Genomic DNA, 13948 nt, shown 5'->3' with positions numbered 1-13948 from the left:
GGGTACTACCGGCCCACGGCCGAGCAGCGAAAGGAGCACCCGATGACCGACCCGATCGTCGACGCCGTTCCCGAAGCCGACTATGTGGAACAGGCCGTCCCCGTCGACCCCGACGACGACGGCGACGACCTCGCCCTCCCCCCGGAACCCGCGCTGGAGGCCCCCGAGGCCGACGTCTTCGAGCAGTCCCGCGAGGTTCCCCTCGACGACGAGTACCCGGACACCGAACCGGAGTACTAACCCCCGGCGGTGATCCCCGCCTTCACGGCCGCGTGCAACTCCCGCAGACCGGACCGTTCGGTGGCGACCTCGAGCACGCGGATTCCGTGTGCGGGACGGGACAATTCGAGCGCGAGTTCGGCCGGATCCACCTGCCGGTGCGGAACCCGATACGCCGCGCACAACGCGGCCAGGTCCATGCCGTGCGGAGTGCCGAACACGCGCTCGAACACCCCCGCGTACTGCGGATCGCCCTGCTCGAGCAGTTCGAAGATGCCGCCGCCGTCGTCGTTGGCGACCACGATGGTCAGATCCTCCGGCCGCGGCTCGCCCGGACCGATCAGCAGCCCGGACGCGTCGTGCAGGAAGGTGAGATCGCCGATCAGCGCGACCGTGCGGCCCGAATGACTCAGCGCCGCACCGACCGCCGTCGACACCGTGCCATCGATCCCGGCGACGCCGCGATTGGACACCACCTTGATCCCCGGCCGCGGATACGACACCAGCGCCGCGTCCCGCACCGGATTCGACGCGCCCAGCAACAGCTGATCGCCCTCGCGCAGCGCGTCGGTCACCACCGCGGCCACGTGCAACCCCGTCGGTTTGGGATGCCGGGCCAGCTCGTCGCGCACCACCCGCCGGGCCATGGCGTCCAGCGCGCGGCACCGCTCGAGCCAGCTCGCGCTCGGCGCCCCGGCGGTGACCGCGCGCGTGCCGGTGCCGACCACATTGCCCGAGACATCCGGCCAGCGCGGACCGGTGGTCAACGCGAACACCGTGATCTCCGGATCGGACAACACCTTCGACACCTGCCGGTGCAGGGTCGGCCGCCCGGTGATGATCGCCTGCCGGGGCCGCAGCAGCGGCAACGCCATCGGATGCAGCGCGGGCCCGTGCATGGGCGCGGTCGGCTCGGCGACCGTCGGCAACGCGGCCAGCTCGGGACGGTAGCCCGCGCCGTGTCCGGAGATCACCACCGTATCGGGCGTCAGATCGATGTCGAGCGGTACGTCGAGGGTCGCGTATTGCGTTGCGGTCCAAGGCTTTCCGCCCTCGCGACCGAGGGGGAACGCTTCGCCCTCGTGCGCGTCGGGCACGAGCGGCTCGCGCAGCGGGATGTCGAATTGCACCGGACCGGCGTTCCCCGAGCGGGTGCCGCGCGCCGCGGCCAAGACCCGGCACACGGCCGCCCGCCACACGCTGTTCTGCCGCCGGTAACCGTCCTCCCGCTCGGCCAGCCCGAGGCTGATGGCCGCGCGCACCTGACTGCCGAACAGCCCGAACTGCTCCACCGTCTGGTTGGCGCCGCTGCCCAGCATCTCGTAGGGCCGGTTGGCGCTCAGCACGATCAGGGGCTGCCGGGCGTAGTTCGCCTCGAGCACCGCCGGGCCCAGATTGGCCACCGCGGTCCCGGAGGTCATCACGACCGGCACGGGGTGCCCGCTCGACACGGCCAGTCCGATCGCGAGGAATCCGGCGGTGCGCTCATCGACGCGCATGTGCAGCCGCAACCGGCCCGCCGCGTCGGCGGCCTGCAACGCGAAGGCCAGCGGCGCGTTGCGCGAACCGGGGCACAGCACGACCTCGCGCACCCCGCCGCGCACGAGCTCGTCGACGACGACCTGCGCCTGTGCAGTCGATGGATTCACCACCCCAGACTGTCAGACCACCGTCGGATCGGGGCAGTCGACTCGCTCACACGATGTCGAAGGAGTTAGGTTGCGCTAACCTAACGTCCATGGCGAAGCGCACCAAATACGTCAAGCCCGAGCAGCGGGAGATACTCACCGCCGAGGTGCTGGCGAGCAAGCGGATCGGTCCGAATTTCGTCCGCGTCACGCTCGGCGGCCCGGGGCTCGCCGGGTTCACGCCGATGGGTTACGACCAGTGGTTCCGGCTGTTCCTGCCGGGCCGGGACGGACTTCGGCTGCCGAGCGCGGCGAGCAACCTCTGGTACGCCCAATATCTGATGATGGGCAAGGATCATCGGCCCGTGGTGCGCAACTACACGGTGCGCGCGTGGCGCCCGGCGGGCGCGGGGGAATTCGGCGAAACGGGCGAGCTGGACATCGATTTCGCCATGCACGGCGGCGAGACGCCCGCCTGCGAGTGGGCCGGCGGGGTGACGCCGGGCGAGCGGGTCGGACTGCTCGACGAGGGCATCATGTACCAAGTGCCGCAGCATTGTTCGTATTCGCTGCTGGTCGGCGACGAGAGCGCGCTGCCCGCGATCGCGGGCATCCTGCGGTCGGCGCCGCGGGATCTGCGCGGGGCCGCCTATGTCGAGATCGTCCACCCCGACGACGCGCAGGACCTGGGCGAACCCGAAGGCGTGCAAGTGAATTGGCTGGTGCGCAGCGATCCGACCGCCGCCGTCGGCAGCGTCGCGCTGGCGGCGGTCCGCGATGCCGCGCTGCCCGAACGGGGCGTGTACGGCTTCGTCGCCGGTGAGCAGCGACTCGCCTCGGGCGTGCGGCGGCACCTGGCTGCCGACCGCGGCGTCCCGAAAGCCGATATCTGCTTCACCGGATATTGGCGGGTGGGCAGGGCTCAGGGCTGAGCGCGGCCCACGGCTGGTCTCGGCGGGCGGGCGCCCGCCGAGCCCCGATCAGCCCGCGTGCTTCTCGATGAGATCGCCGACTCGCGGAAGCGCCTCGACGACATGCTTTTTCGCCGAACCGCGCACCGCGGAGTACGCCTTCTTCAGGGCCGGACGCGAGGAGGCCTCGGCACGGGCGTCGGTCACCGCGAGCAGCGATTCGGCAACCTCGTCCTGCTTGGATACCAGCAGGTCGGCGAACCGACCGCTACCGCCGGCCTGGTACTCGGCCCAGTAGGGCTCGAGGCGCTCGACGAACTTGGGCACGAACGATTCCAGCGCGTCCGACACGATGGTCGGGCTGACCTTCTTCGCCGCGGCGTAGGCACCCTTCACGGCGAGGCCGGACGCGCCACCCTTGTCCGACACCTCCGCGTCCAGAACCTGCTGAGCGTCGGCGATGAAGGCCGGGCGCTTGGCATCATCGAGCAGGGATTCAGACAGTGCAGCAACCACTTTCAGGTTCCTCCGGATAGTTTTCGATGAGCGAGCGCACGCCACTATACGCACCGGACGAACCAGGCACACTCCCGCAACCCGCTAAGGCTGCCACGGCAGCAGTTGCACCATGAGTCCTTCACAATCGGCGAGCAGCGTTTCGGATTCGTCTCGGAGCCTTGCGCTTACGAATGTCTTGCGCCCCTCGATCCGGTCCACGGTGCCCTCTACCACGAGCGGAGTCTCGAGCGGAGTCACCTTGCGGTAGTTGACATGCAGGAAGGCGGTGCGACTGATCGGACGACCGGCATAGTGCACGAGCGAGCCGAACAAATCGTCGAACAGCAGCGGCAACACGCCGCCGTGCACGGCGCTGTTGCCGCCGAGGTGGTAACGGCGGAACTCCCCGCGCATCCGCACGCCCGTCGGTCCCGCCTCGACGGTGAGCCACGGCGGCATGAGCAGACTGCCGCGCCCCGGCAGGGTCACGACCCGCCCGGCGGGACTGTGCAATTCGGGGGCCCGATAGGGCTCGAGCAGATCGATGAGTTCGCGCGCCTTGTCCAGCGCCGCCCCGAACACCTCGTCCGGGCAGTCGGCGGAGACGGCCAGATCCTGGAGGGTCCGCATGGCCTCGACGAACGGGCCGAAATTGGGGCCCGGATCCGCCTCGGCGATCTTCGGGAATCCGCCGTGCTTCTCGTACCGATCCTCGTCGATCGCGCTCCGGTCTATAACCGGTTCCACTCGCTCGCTCATACCAGCACGTTAGCCCGACTTCTTACGGCGTCCAACGCAACTGTGGGGTAATCGACCGGACAGCGCGCCCGGTCGACGTGCCCGAGGAGCCGGAGGGTACGCCCGCGACGGCTGTCAGGATGGCTCTCGTGACGTTCAATCCGAAGTTGTGGGAACCCGTGGCCGGGTTCGAGAACCTGACCGACATCACCTACCACCGGCACATCGAGCAGGGCACCGTGCGGGTGGCGTTCGATCGGCCCGAGGTGCGCAACGCCTTCCGCCCGCACACCGTCGACGAGCTGTACCGCGCGCTCGACCACGCGCGGATGACGCCGGACGTGGGCGCGGTGCTGTTGACCGGTAACGGGCCCAGTCCCAAGGACGGCGGGTGGGCGTTCTGCTCGGGCGGCGATCAGCGGATCCGCGGGCGCAGCGGCTATCAGTACGCGAGCGGGGAGACCGCCGACACCGTGGACAAGGCGCGCGCGGGGCGGCTGCACATCCTCGAGGTGCAGCGACTGATCCGGTTCATGCCCAAGGTGGTCATCGCGCTGGTGAACGGCTGGGCGGCCGGGGGCGGCCACAGCCTGCACGTCGTCTGCGACCTGACCCTGGCCAGCCGCGAGCACGCGCGGTTCAAGCAGACCGACGCCGATGTGGGCAGCTTCGACGGCGGTTACGGCAGCGCGTATCTGGCGAAACTGGTCGGCCAGAAGTTCGCCCGCGAGATCTTCTTCCTCGGCCGCCCGTACTCGGCCGAGGAGATGCACCGGATGGGCGCGGTGAACGCCGTCGTCGACCACGACCGCCTCGAGGACGAGGCCCTGGAGTGGACCGCCGACATCCTGGCCAAGTCCCCGCAGGCGCAGCGGATGCTGAAATACGCGTTCAACCTCGCCGACGACGGTCTGGTCGGCCAGCAACTGTTCGCCGGGGAGGCCACCCGCCTGGCCTACATGACCGACGAGGCCGTGGAGGGACGCGACTCCTTCCTCGAGAAGCGAAAGCCGGATTGGTCGCCGTTCCCCTGGTACTTCTGAGGGTGTGGACATTCTCAGCAGCCGGGTCATCCTCCGCCCGGCGGACTACGAGCGAACACTGGCGTTCTATCGGGACGGGCTGGGGTTGGCGATCGCGCGGGAGTATCCCGGCGGCACGGTCTTCTACGCCGGGCAGTCGCTGATCGAGGTCGCCGGGCACGGGCGGGGGGCGGACGCGCCCACGGGGTTCGCGGGCGCGTTGTGGTTGCAGGTCCGGGACGCGAGCGATGCGGCGGCGCGGCTCGCGCTGAGCGGGATCGCGATCGAGCGCGGCCCGGTGCGCGAGCCGTGGGGGTTGATCGAGACGTGGCTGCGGGATCCGGACGGGGTGCCGATCGTGTTGGTCGAGGTGCCCGGTGATCATCCGCTGCGCCGGGACACCCGCTAGGCGAACCATTTTCGGGCACGTTGGCAAACAGGCAGTTATATTCGCGGGTCGATAACGCACACTGGAGAGGTGACCGCCGAACTCCTGGTTCTGCTCATCGTCGTCGTCACCGCACTGGTCTTCGACTTCACCAACGGCTTCCACGACACGGCCAACGCGATGGCCACCTCCATCGCGACCGGCGCGCTCGGTCCGCGGACCGCGGTCCTGCTGTCGGGCACGCTCAATCTGATCGGGGCGTTCCTCAGCGTCGAGGTCGCGGCCACCGTCGCCGAGGGCATCGTGCGCCTGGACGAGGTGAGCGGGGCCGAGCTGCTCGAGATCGTGTTCGCGGGCCTCGTCGGCGGCATCCTGTGGAATCTGCTGACCTGGCTGCTGGGCCTGCCGTCCAGTTCCTCGCACGCCCTGTTCGGCGGCCTGATCGGCGCGACCATCGCCGCACTGGGCTGGAACGGGGTGATCTGGTCGGCCGGGCAGAAGGGCGTACTGACCAAGATCGTGGTGCCCGCGGTGCTCGCGCCCGTGGTGGCCGCGCTGGTCGCCTCGATCGGCACCTGGCTGGTGTACCGGCTGACCCGCGGCAGCGAACAGCGCGTGGTGGACCGCGGCTTCCGCTGGGGACAGATCGGGTCGGCCTCGCTGGTCTCGCTCGCGCACGGCACCAACGACTCGCAGAAGACGATGGGCATCATCTTCCTGGCCCTGATCGCCTACGGCTCGCGCGGCGCGGGCGATGCGCTGCCGCTGTGGGTGATCGTGGCCTGCGCGGTGGCCATCGCGGCCGGGACCGCGCTCGGCGGCTGGCGGATCATCCGCACCCTGGGCAAGGGTCTGGTCGACATCACCCCGCCGCAGGGTTTGGCGGCCGAATCGACCAGTGCCGCCATCATTCTCACCTCCGCCCACTTCGGGCTGCCGCTGTCGACCACGCAGACGGTGACGGGCGCGATCCTCGGCACGGGCCTCGGGCGGCCGGGCGCGGAGGTGCGCTGGAACGTGCTGGGGCGCATGGTCGTCGCGTGGGTGCTCACGCTGCCGCTGTCCGGGCTGGTCGGCGCGACCTGCTGGGCGCTGGCGCACGGGATCGGCGGCTTCCCGGGTGTGCTGGTGGTGTTCGCGGTGCTGCTCGCGCTGGCCGGGTGGATGTATCTGCGCTCGCGGCGCGCGCCGGTGCATCCGGGCAATGTCAACGACGAGTGGGTCCCGCCCCCGCCCGCGGAGCCGCCTGTTGTCCAGATCGAACCGGAGCGGATGGAGCACCGCTGATGCAGACCGTACTCGTCGACCTGCGCGAACTCGGCCGGGTCACCCTCGCCGCGCTCGTCTTCGGGGCCGGGCTGCCCGCGCTGTTCGCGCTGGGTGTGCGTTTCCAGTCCCGCGCGGGGGTACCCGAGGAGGGTACGAGCGATTCCGCCGTGCGACGACGCTCGGCCACCGCGATCGCCGCGGTGTGTTACGCCGTGGTGCTCGCCGCGGTCGTGGCGGGAGTGTTGTTCGTGGCCAAGACTTTTCTGGCCGCCCGGCTCGGCATACATCTGTTCGGACAGTGAGGATCCGCCGTGACCGAAGATCGAGGCTCGCCGTCGGTGCTGGCCAAGGTGCTCGCGTGGCTGAAAGCCGGGTATCCCCAGGGCGTTCCGCAATCGGACTATGTGGCGCTGCTCGCGGTGCTGCATCGCCGCCTCACCGACTACGAGGTGCGGATGATCGTGGAGGAACTCGTGCGCGAGCGCGACGGCGTCGACGAGATCGACCACGCGGAGATCTCGGCCGCCATCGCCCGAGTTGCCAAGGAACATCCCGGCGGGGACGATATCGCTCGGGTGGCCTCCCGGCTCGCAGCCGGTGGGTGGCCGCTGGCGACACCGACGTCCGAATGATCCCGATTCCCCGACAGCCGAAGGGAGGACGGACCCGTGCGCGGGTTGCCGGCTTCGACATGACACGATCGCGAACGTGAGCAGTACCCTGCGGACCCTTCCCATTCCCACCGGTGCCGCGGTGGGAGATGTCATGCCGCATCTGAGGGAAGCGTTGGACGGCAACGGTCCGGCGTGGCTGCCGGTGCCGACGGGTGACCGCCGCGAAACCCATCGGCTGTCGAGCGCCCTGGGCCCGGGCGAGCCGATCGAGGACGACGTGGCCCTGGTGGTCACCACCTCCGGCACGACCGGCGTGCCGAAGGGCGCGATGCTCACCTCGTCGGCGCTGCGGGCCAGCGGCGACGCCACCCACGAGCGGCTCGGCGGGCCCGGACAGTGGTTGCTGGCGTTGCCGACCCATCACATCGCCGGCTTGCAGGTGCTGATGCGCAGCATCCTCGCCGGAACCGACCCGGTGGTCCTCGACGTCACCGACGGCTTCCTGCCCGGCGGGCTGGCCACGGCCATCGGCGCGATGCGCGGGCCCCGGCGCTACACCTCGCTGGTGCCCACCCAGTTGATCAAGGCCCTGGACGAACCGGTCAGCGCCGAGGCGCTCACCGAACTCGACGCCGTGCTGGTCGGCGGCGCGGCCACGCCCGCGCCCGTCCTGGAACGCGCACGGGCCGCCGGAATCAACGTCGTGCGCACCTACGGCATGAGCGAGACCTGCGGCGGCTGCGTCTACGAGGGCGAACCGCTGCGCGGCGCGCGGGTCCGCATCGAGGACGGCCGGGTCCTGCTCGGCGGCGACATGCTCGCCAAGGGCTACCGCGGCCTCCCCGACCACCCCGCGTTCGCCGAACCCGGCTGGTTCCGCACCGACGACGCCGGAACCTTCGAGAACGGGCGGCTGCGCATCACCGGCCGCCTCGACGAGGCCATCACCACCGGCGGCCTGCTGGTCATCCCGCAGGTGGTCGAGGCCGTCCTCGCCACCCACCCGGCGGTGACCGAGGTCGTGGTGCTCGGCCTGCCCGACGAGCGCCTGGGCCAGCGCGTGGCCGTCGCCGTCGTCCCCGCGCCCGGCGCGACCCCGACCCTCGACGACCTCCGCGACCATGTGACGGCCGAACTCGACCCGATCGCCGCCCCCCGCGAACTCGCCCTCATCGACGAGGTCCCGATGCGCGGACCGGGCAAGCCGGACCGCGCCAGGCTGCGGGACCACCTGCTCGCCGAATCGGCGCACTGACCGCGGCAAGGGCGGCGCAAGAGCCCCTTGCGCCACCCTGCAATACGCGTGCAAGGGTCGTGCAAGGTCGGCCCCCGACAGTAGGAGCATGACTTCTTACGCACCTGCTGACACACTCGCCATCGAGGCGGAGGGGCTGGTCAAGGTCTTCGGGGAGCAACGGGCCGTGGACGGCGTGAGCCTGACGGTGCCGCAGGGCGCGGTGTACGGCGTGCTCGGGCCGAACGGAGCCGGGAAGACCACCACCATCCGCATGCTCGCCACCCTGCTGCGACCGGACGGGGGCCGCGCCCGCATCTTCGGTCACGACGTGCAGGCCGAGCCCACCGCGGTCCGGCAGCTGATCGGGGTCACGGGGCAGTACGCCTCCGTGGACGAGAAGCTGTCGGCCACCGAGAACCTGATCATCTTCTCCCGCCTGCTCGGACTCGGCCGCACCGAGGCGCGCCGCCGGGCCCAGGAACTGCTGGAGGAGTTCGGTCTGACCGAGGCCGCGAACAAGGCCCTGGAGAACTTCTCCGGCGGTATGCGGCGACGGCTCGACCTGGCCGCCAGCCTGATCGCGACCCCGCCGCTGCTGTTCCTCGACGAGCCGACCACCGGCCTGGACCCGCGCACCCGCGCGCAGATGTGGGAGACCATCCGGCGGCTGGTCCGCGAGGGCGCGACCGTCCTGCTCACCACCCAGTACCTGGACGAGGCCGACCAGCTGGCCGACCGCATCGCGGTGATCGACCGCGGCAAGGTCATCGCCGACGGCACCTCCGACGAACTCAAGGCGTCGGTGGGCGTGTCGGCCCTACAGGTCACCCTGGCGGACCCGAGCTACATCGAACAGGCCCGCACGCTCATCGGCGACTTCCTCTCCCGCGCCGGCGGAAAGCCCGTCGAGGCCGCCATCACCCCGGAGGCGGGCCGCGTGACCGCCCCGCTCGACGATCCGGGCGTGACCGCGGATCTCCTGATTCGCCTGCGCGACAACGACATTCGCGTGGACGAGATCACCGTCAGCAAGCCGAGCCTGGACGAGGTCTTCTTCGCCCTCACCGGACACGGCGCCGAGGACCAGAACGACGACGACACCGAAAGGAGTGCGGCATGACCACTCTCACCGCACCCACCGCCACCGCGCGGCACGCCGCCCGGCCCGCGATTCCCGAGGTCGGCAACCACATCGGGTTGCGCCAGACCGTCGCGAACTCGCTGACCATGGCCTACCGCGGCATTCTCAAGATCAAGCACAATCCGGAACAGCTGTTCGACGTCACCATCCAGCCGATCCTGTTCACCGCGCTGTTCGCCTACATCTTCGGCGGCGCCCTCGGCGGCGGTGGCGGGGTGAAAGGCTATCTGCCCCTGCTGATTCCGGGCATCCTGGTGCAGACCGTGGTGCTGACCTCGGTCGTCACCGGCACCCAGCTGCGCGAGGATATGGACAAGGGCGTCTTCGACCGGTTCAAATCCCTGCCCATCGCCCGCATCTCGGCCCTGGCCGGGGCGCTGATCGCCGATATGGTCCGCTACGGGCTGGCCACGGTCCTCACCATCACGGTGGGCATCATCCTCGGCTACCGCCCCGCGGGCGGCGTGGCGGGTGTGGTGGTCGCGGCTCTGCTCGTGATCGTCTGCTCGTTCGCGGTCAGCTGGATCTGGGCCCTGGTCGGGGTCACCGGCAAGAGCGCGGCCACCGTGCAGGGCATCTCGATGATGATCATGTTCCCGCTGACCTTCGTGTCCGGCGCCTTCGTCTCCGTGGGCACCATGCCGGGCTGGTTGCAGGGCTTCAACAAGATCAACCCGATCTACTACATGGTCAACGCCTGCCGCGAACTGATGAATCAGAATCTCTACAGCGCCAATATCGCCTGGTGCCTGATCGGCTCGGCCGGGATCATCGTGATCTTCGCCCCGCTGGCCATCCGCGCCTACATGCGCCGCGCCTGAGATGATCACCCGACGCCCGCCCGCCGCGTCTCGCGGTGGGTGGGCGTCCTCATGCGCGCAGTTCGCGCGCGATGTCCTTCAGCGCCAGCATGATTCGCTTGGCCGCCGTGCGGCGTCCGATCCGCGCGGCCTCGCGGCGCAGCCGAGCCGTGGCGTCGTCGGTCATCAGCGCGGCGTGCCGTTCCCGATGGCGGGACAGCAGCATGGAGGGGGTGTCCTCGCGGGCGAGGACCTTCTCGGCGAGAATGAGCAGTTCCCGCGCGGTCTCCGGAAGCCGTTGCGTGGCGGCCAGATACGAGCCGACGGCGTTGGCGACCGAGCCGATCTGCGGCAGATCCATGAACTGCCCCAGCCGATCGGCGGCCACGTCGATCAGTTCCAGCGGCAGCGTCGGCACCGCGTCCAGGCGGTCGTACAGGATGTGGGCGTCGAGCACCGACGCGGCCGCGATGATATCGCCCGGCCCGGGGCCCTGCAGGTACTGCGGCCACGCGAACAGCTCCAGCGTCGCCCGCGCCCGCCGCAGCCCCACCGCCACATCGCCCTCGGCGAGCGCCAGCTCACCCCAGCCCATCCGCACGGCCGCGAGCCGGTGGTTGGGCCGGGTCACCGGATCGTCCGGCCCGGCGGCCCCGTCGACAAAGCCCGCCGCCGTTTCCAATTCGCGGCGCGCCTGCGCGAGATCACCGATGCCGACCAGCGAGAGCGCCAGATAACTGCGCATCTCGACGCTCTCGTCGTAGGAGCCCAGCCGATGCAGCCCCTCCACCGCGCGGCGGTAGTAGTCGACCGAGTCGACGTAGCGCCCGGTCTGCGCGGCGAGCTGGCCGAGATGCTGGCACAGCATGGCCGTGCCCCAGACGTCACCCCGATCGATCTCGGCCATGGCCCGCGTCGAATCGCGCATCGACCCGATCACGTCGCTGGAGTTCTCGGCCATGTTCGCGCGGAACAGCAAAGCGGCCCAACGGATCTCGCGGTGTTCCGAGCGGGTGGCGGCCGCCAGCGCGCGCCACAGCGCGGCCGCGGTGGGCCGGATGCACACCATCTCGGCGACGAACCGCGCCAGCGGCGACATCGGCGCGCCCGACCGCAGCACCCGCCGCGTGCGCGTCCGCAATACCGCGATGGGCCGCGCCTCGTAGCCGCCGAAGATGACGTGCGTGCCGATCAGCGCCTGGGCGTAGACCTGCAGATCGGTCCGGAACCGGTCCGCGCCTGGCGGCGGGGGCGCGACGTGCAGCACGCGCCGCCCCCAGCTCTCCAGCTCGAGATGCGCGCCGCGCATCACCCAGAGGATGCCCAGCACCGGGAACACCAGGTAAACCGTTGCGGCGTCCCGGTTTTCGAGCCCGGCCCGCAGTACCGCCGCCAGGTTGTCCTGTTCGGCCCCGAGCGTCAGCACCGCCCGGACCTGCTCCCCCGCCCGGTGCAACTCGTCGAGTTCGAGGACGAAATGCTCTGCCCAGCGGTTCATCTCGCGGGTGACCAGGGCGCTCTCGTCGGCGGCGGTGAGCCGCTCCTCGCCGAATTCGCGCACGGTCTCCAGCATCCGGTAGCGGGTGCCGCCGTCGTCGGTCTCGATGACCGACAGCAACGACTGGGTCACCAGCCCGTCGACCGCGCCCGCCACGTCCACCACGTCGTCGCCGCCCGCGACGATCTCCGCGGCGGTGAGCGTGAATCCGGCCGGGAATCGGCACAATCGGCGCAGCGCGATCCGCTGCGGTTCGTCGAGCAGATTCCAGCTCCACTCGATCACCGCGTGCAGGGTGCGATGCCGCTCGGGTGAGCTGCGATCCCCGCTGCGCAGCAACGCGAATCGACGGTGCAGCCGGGCCTCGATGTCCTCCACGCTCATGGTCCGCACCCGGGCCGCGGCCAATTCGATGGCCAGCGGCAGCCCGTCGAGGGTGTGGCACAGCCGCGCGACGGTCTCGGGATCGAGGCGGACCGAGGGCCGCACCGCCCGCGCCCGGGCCGCGAACAGCTCGGTCGCGGGCGAGCCGTGCGCGTCGATCGCCAAGGGCGGCAACGGATATACCGTCTCGGCCATGATCGCCAGCGGCGCCCGGCTGGTGGTCAGCACCGTCAACCGGTCGCAGGCGCCGACCAGATCCGCGACCACCTCCGCGGCCGCGTCGACGAGATGTTCGCAGTTGTCGAGGATCAGCAGCATCGGCCGGGCCGACAGCGCGTCGCGCAGCCGCCGCCGGATGTCGAGCCGCTGGCCGGGCCGCAGCGCGGTCGGGTCGCGGCTGACCTCGCTCACGCCCAGCGTCGCGCTGATCGCGCCCTCGATCTCGGGGCGGGCGTTGTCGGGATCGGCTCGCACCGAGGCCAATTCGACCAGGACCACCGGCAGTTCGCGCGCCACCCGCGCGCCCAGTTCGTTGGCGACCCGCGTCTTGCCCGCGCCGCCGGGACCCAGCACCGTGGTGACCCGGCTCGTGCGCACCAGCCGTTCCAGCGCGGCGAGATCGATATCGCGGCCGAGCAGCGGATTCGGCGCGGCGCGCAGGCCGATGGCCGAGACGAGGTGGTCGTGCGCGGGTCCGTCCGGTTCGACGGCGTGCTGGGCCGAGGCGACCCGCTGCGGGGGCGTCGGCGTGCGGGCGGGGGCGATCGGATCACCGCGCAGGATGGCCGTGTTCAGCGCCACCAGCGCCGGTCCCGGATCCGCGCCGAGTTCGGCGGCCAACCGGCCGCGCACCCCGGCGAAGATCTCCAGCGCCTCGTTCCCGCGGCCGTCGGCGGCCAGCAACCGCATCAGCGTGGCGTGAGCCGGTTCGTCCAGCGGTGCGGCGGCCGCGACCTGCCGCGCGATGGTCACCGCACCGGCGATGTCCCCCGCGGCCTCGCGCGCCGCGAGCTCCAGTTCGTCCAGGGCCCGCCAGCGGGTGGCGGCCAGTTCGGCCAGTTCGTCGGCGACCGGGCCGGGCGGCAGATCCGCCCCGGGCTCGCCCCGCCACAGCGACCGCGCCCGCGCGATCAGGTGCAGGCAGTCGAAATGGCTTCCGGCGGCGTGGGATTCGCGGGCCCGGCGTTCCAGCGCGCGGGCGCGGGTCAGATCGACGTCGTCCTCGCCCAGCGCGAGCCGATACCCCGCCGGGCCGATCTCGAGCGCGCCGTCCGGCAATACCGCGCGCAGCCGCGAGACCTGGGTGTGCAGCGCGTTCATCGGCGCCCGCGGCGGCTGCTCACCCCAGACGTCGTCGATGAGCGACTGCGCGCTGCGGCTGCGGCCGGGATGGGCGGCCAGCGCGGCCACCAGCACCCGCGCCCGCGCGCCCGGCACGGGGACCAGTTCGCCGCCGCGGCGCACCGCGACCTCCCCGAGCACCGCGATCGGCACGGGGTCCGGCGCGCTGTCGGCGGCTGTGGTGGCGGCGCTGGGGAACCCGCCGTGATCAGGAGGCATGCTGCTGCCATCGTATGTGAGTCGTCCACCGAATTCCGGGC

14 protein-coding genes are annotated in these 13948 nt (G+C 70.9%); 10 read left to right on the top strand and 4 right to left on the bottom strand.

The annotated features are described in order from the left end of the window. Nucleotides 1–42 precede the first annotated feature (42 nt). The gene (locus ACFYTQ_RS11680; RefSeq protein ID WP_387359535.1) at nucleotides 43–240 is read left to right on the top strand and encodes a hypothetical protein; all 198 of its coding nucleotides are present in this window, start codon (nucleotides 43–45) and stop codon (nucleotides 238–240) included. Here the strand turns inward: ACFYTQ_RS11680 and menD are convergent. Then, complete coding sequence (gene menD / locus ACFYTQ_RS11675; protein WP_387359533.1) at nucleotides 237–1868, bottom strand: 2-succinyl-5-enolpyruvyl-6-hydroxy-3-cyclohexene-1-carboxylic-acid synthase; 1632 nt, start codon at nucleotides 1866–1868, stop codon at nucleotides 237–239. The genes ACFYTQ_RS11680 and menD overlap by 4 nt on opposite strands. Nucleotides 1869–1957: 89 nt before the next feature. On the opposite strand from menD, the gene ACFYTQ_RS11670 reads away from it, so the two are divergent. Next, on the top strand, nucleotides 1958–2779 hold the full coding sequence (locus tag ACFYTQ_RS11670) for a siderophore-interacting protein (RefSeq protein WP_387359531.1): 822 nt from the start codon (nucleotides 1958–1960) through the stop codon (nucleotides 2777–2779). Nucleotides 2780–2827: 48 nt separating this feature from the next. Here the strand turns inward: ACFYTQ_RS11670 and ACFYTQ_RS11665 are convergent, their stop codons facing one another. After that, complete coding sequence (locus ACFYTQ_RS11665) at nucleotides 2828–3274, bottom strand: DUF6918 family protein (protein WP_387359529.1); 447 nt, start codon at nucleotides 3272–3274, stop codon at nucleotides 2828–2830. An 84-nt stretch (nucleotides 3275–3358) separates the two neighbouring features. After that, entirely contained in the window at nucleotides 3359–4015 is a 657-nt protein-coding gene (locus tag ACFYTQ_RS11660) for a PaaI family thioesterase (RefSeq protein WP_387359527.1), read from the bottom strand. Nucleotides 4016–4143: 128 nt separating this feature from the next. Between ACFYTQ_RS11660 and ACFYTQ_RS11655 the strand changes: the two genes are divergently transcribed. From ACFYTQ_RS11655 to ACFYTQ_RS11620, 8 genes are all read left to right on the top strand, one after another. Beyond that, nucleotides 4144–5037 carry a 1,4-dihydroxy-2-naphthoyl-CoA synthase gene (locus ACFYTQ_RS11655; RefSeq protein ID WP_387359525.1) on the top strand — a complete coding sequence of 298 codons (894 nt, stop codon included), beginning with the start codon at nucleotides 4144–4146 and terminating at the stop codon, nucleotides 5035–5037. A gap of 4 nt (nucleotides 5038–5041) precedes the next feature. Next, nucleotides 5042–5425: a VOC family protein gene (locus tag ACFYTQ_RS11650; protein WP_387359523.1), complete on the top strand. Its 384-nt coding sequence runs from the start codon at nucleotides 5042–5044 to the stop codon at nucleotides 5423–5425. A 69-nt stretch (nucleotides 5426–5494) separates the two neighbouring features. Further along, nucleotides 5495–6691, top strand: a complete 1197-nt coding sequence (locus ACFYTQ_RS11645; RefSeq protein ID WP_387359521.1) for an anion permease — start codon at nucleotides 5495–5497, stop codon at nucleotides 6689–6691. Then, complete coding sequence (locus tag ACFYTQ_RS11640) at nucleotides 6691–6975, top strand: hypothetical protein (RefSeq protein ID WP_387359519.1); 285 nt, start codon at nucleotides 6691–6693, stop codon at nucleotides 6973–6975. The genes ACFYTQ_RS11645 and ACFYTQ_RS11640 overlap by 1 nt, the downstream gene beginning before the upstream one ends. A 9-nt stretch (nucleotides 6976–6984) precedes the next feature. Continuing rightward, nucleotides 6985–7305 (top strand): DUF3349 domain-containing protein, encoded by a 321-nt coding sequence (locus ACFYTQ_RS11635; protein ID WP_387359517.1) that lies wholly within the window; start codon nucleotides 6985–6987, stop codon nucleotides 7303–7305. Nucleotides 7306–7438: 133 nt separating this feature from the next. Continuing rightward, nucleotides 7439–8542 (top strand): o-succinylbenzoate--CoA ligase, encoded by a 1104-nt coding sequence (gene menE / locus ACFYTQ_RS11630; RefSeq protein WP_387360173.1) that lies wholly within the window; start codon nucleotides 7439–7441, stop codon nucleotides 8540–8542. An 88-nt stretch (nucleotides 8543–8630) separates the two neighbouring features. Next, nucleotides 8631–9644 carry an ATP-binding cassette domain-containing protein gene (locus ACFYTQ_RS11625; RefSeq protein ID WP_387359515.1) on the top strand — a complete coding sequence of 338 codons (1014 nt, stop codon included), beginning with the start codon at nucleotides 8631–8633 and terminating at the stop codon, nucleotides 9642–9644. Further along, complete coding sequence (locus ACFYTQ_RS11620; RefSeq protein ID WP_387359513.1) at nucleotides 9641–10486, top strand: ABC transporter permease; 846 nt, start codon at nucleotides 9641–9643, stop codon at nucleotides 10484–10486. The genes ACFYTQ_RS11625 and ACFYTQ_RS11620 overlap by 4 nt, the downstream gene beginning before the upstream one ends. 49 nt (nucleotides 10487–10535) lie before the next feature. Here ACFYTQ_RS11620 and ACFYTQ_RS11615 read toward each other — a convergent pair whose 3' ends face one another. After that, complete coding sequence (locus ACFYTQ_RS11615) at nucleotides 10536–13907, bottom strand: BTAD domain-containing putative transcriptional regulator (RefSeq protein ID WP_387359511.1); 3372 nt, start codon at nucleotides 13905–13907, stop codon at nucleotides 10536–10538. Between the last annotated feature and the right edge of the window lie 41 nt (nucleotides 13908–13948).

This window comes from Nocardia sp. NPDC004068 (genome assembly GCF_042874315.1).
Taxonomy (GTDB): domain Bacteria; phylum Actinomycetota; class Actinomycetes; order Mycobacteriales; family Mycobacteriaceae; genus Nocardia.
Note: the sequence above shows the minus strand (reverse complement) of the source record. Positions and strands in the feature narration are given on the sequence as shown.

What these genes read in the sequence shown, in the direction of transcription:
- ACFYTQ_RS11615 (WP_387359511.1), bottom strand. Translation starts at nt 13,907, where the DNA reads ATGCCTCCTGATCACGGCGGGTTCCCCAGCGCCGCCACCACAGCCGCC.
- ACFYTQ_RS11660 (WP_387359527.1), bottom strand. Translation starts at nt 4,015, where the DNA reads ATGAGCGAGCGAGTGGAACCGGTTATAGACCGGAGCGCGATCGACGAG.
- menE (WP_387360173.1), top strand. Translation starts at nt 7,439, where the DNA reads ATGCCGCATCTGAGGGAAGCGTTGGACGGCAACGGTCCGGCGTGGCTG.
- ACFYTQ_RS11620 (WP_387359513.1), top strand. Translation starts at nt 9,641, where the DNA reads ATGACCACTCTCACCGCACCCACCGCCACCGCGCGGCACGCCGCCCGG.
- ACFYTQ_RS11640 (WP_387359519.1), top strand. Translation starts at nt 6,691, where the DNA reads ATGCAGACCGTACTCGTCGACCTGCGCGAACTCGGCCGGGTCACCCTC.
- ACFYTQ_RS11625 (WP_387359515.1), top strand. Translation starts at nt 8,631, where the DNA reads ATGACTTCTTACGCACCTGCTGACACACTCGCCATCGAGGCGGAGGGG.
- ACFYTQ_RS11680 (WP_387359535.1), top strand. Translation starts at nt 43, where the DNA reads ATGACCGACCCGATCGTCGACGCCGTTCCCGAAGCCGACTATGTGGAA.
- ACFYTQ_RS11670 (WP_387359531.1), top strand. Translation starts at nt 1,958, where the DNA reads ATGGCGAAGCGCACCAAATACGTCAAGCCCGAGCAGCGGGAGATACTC.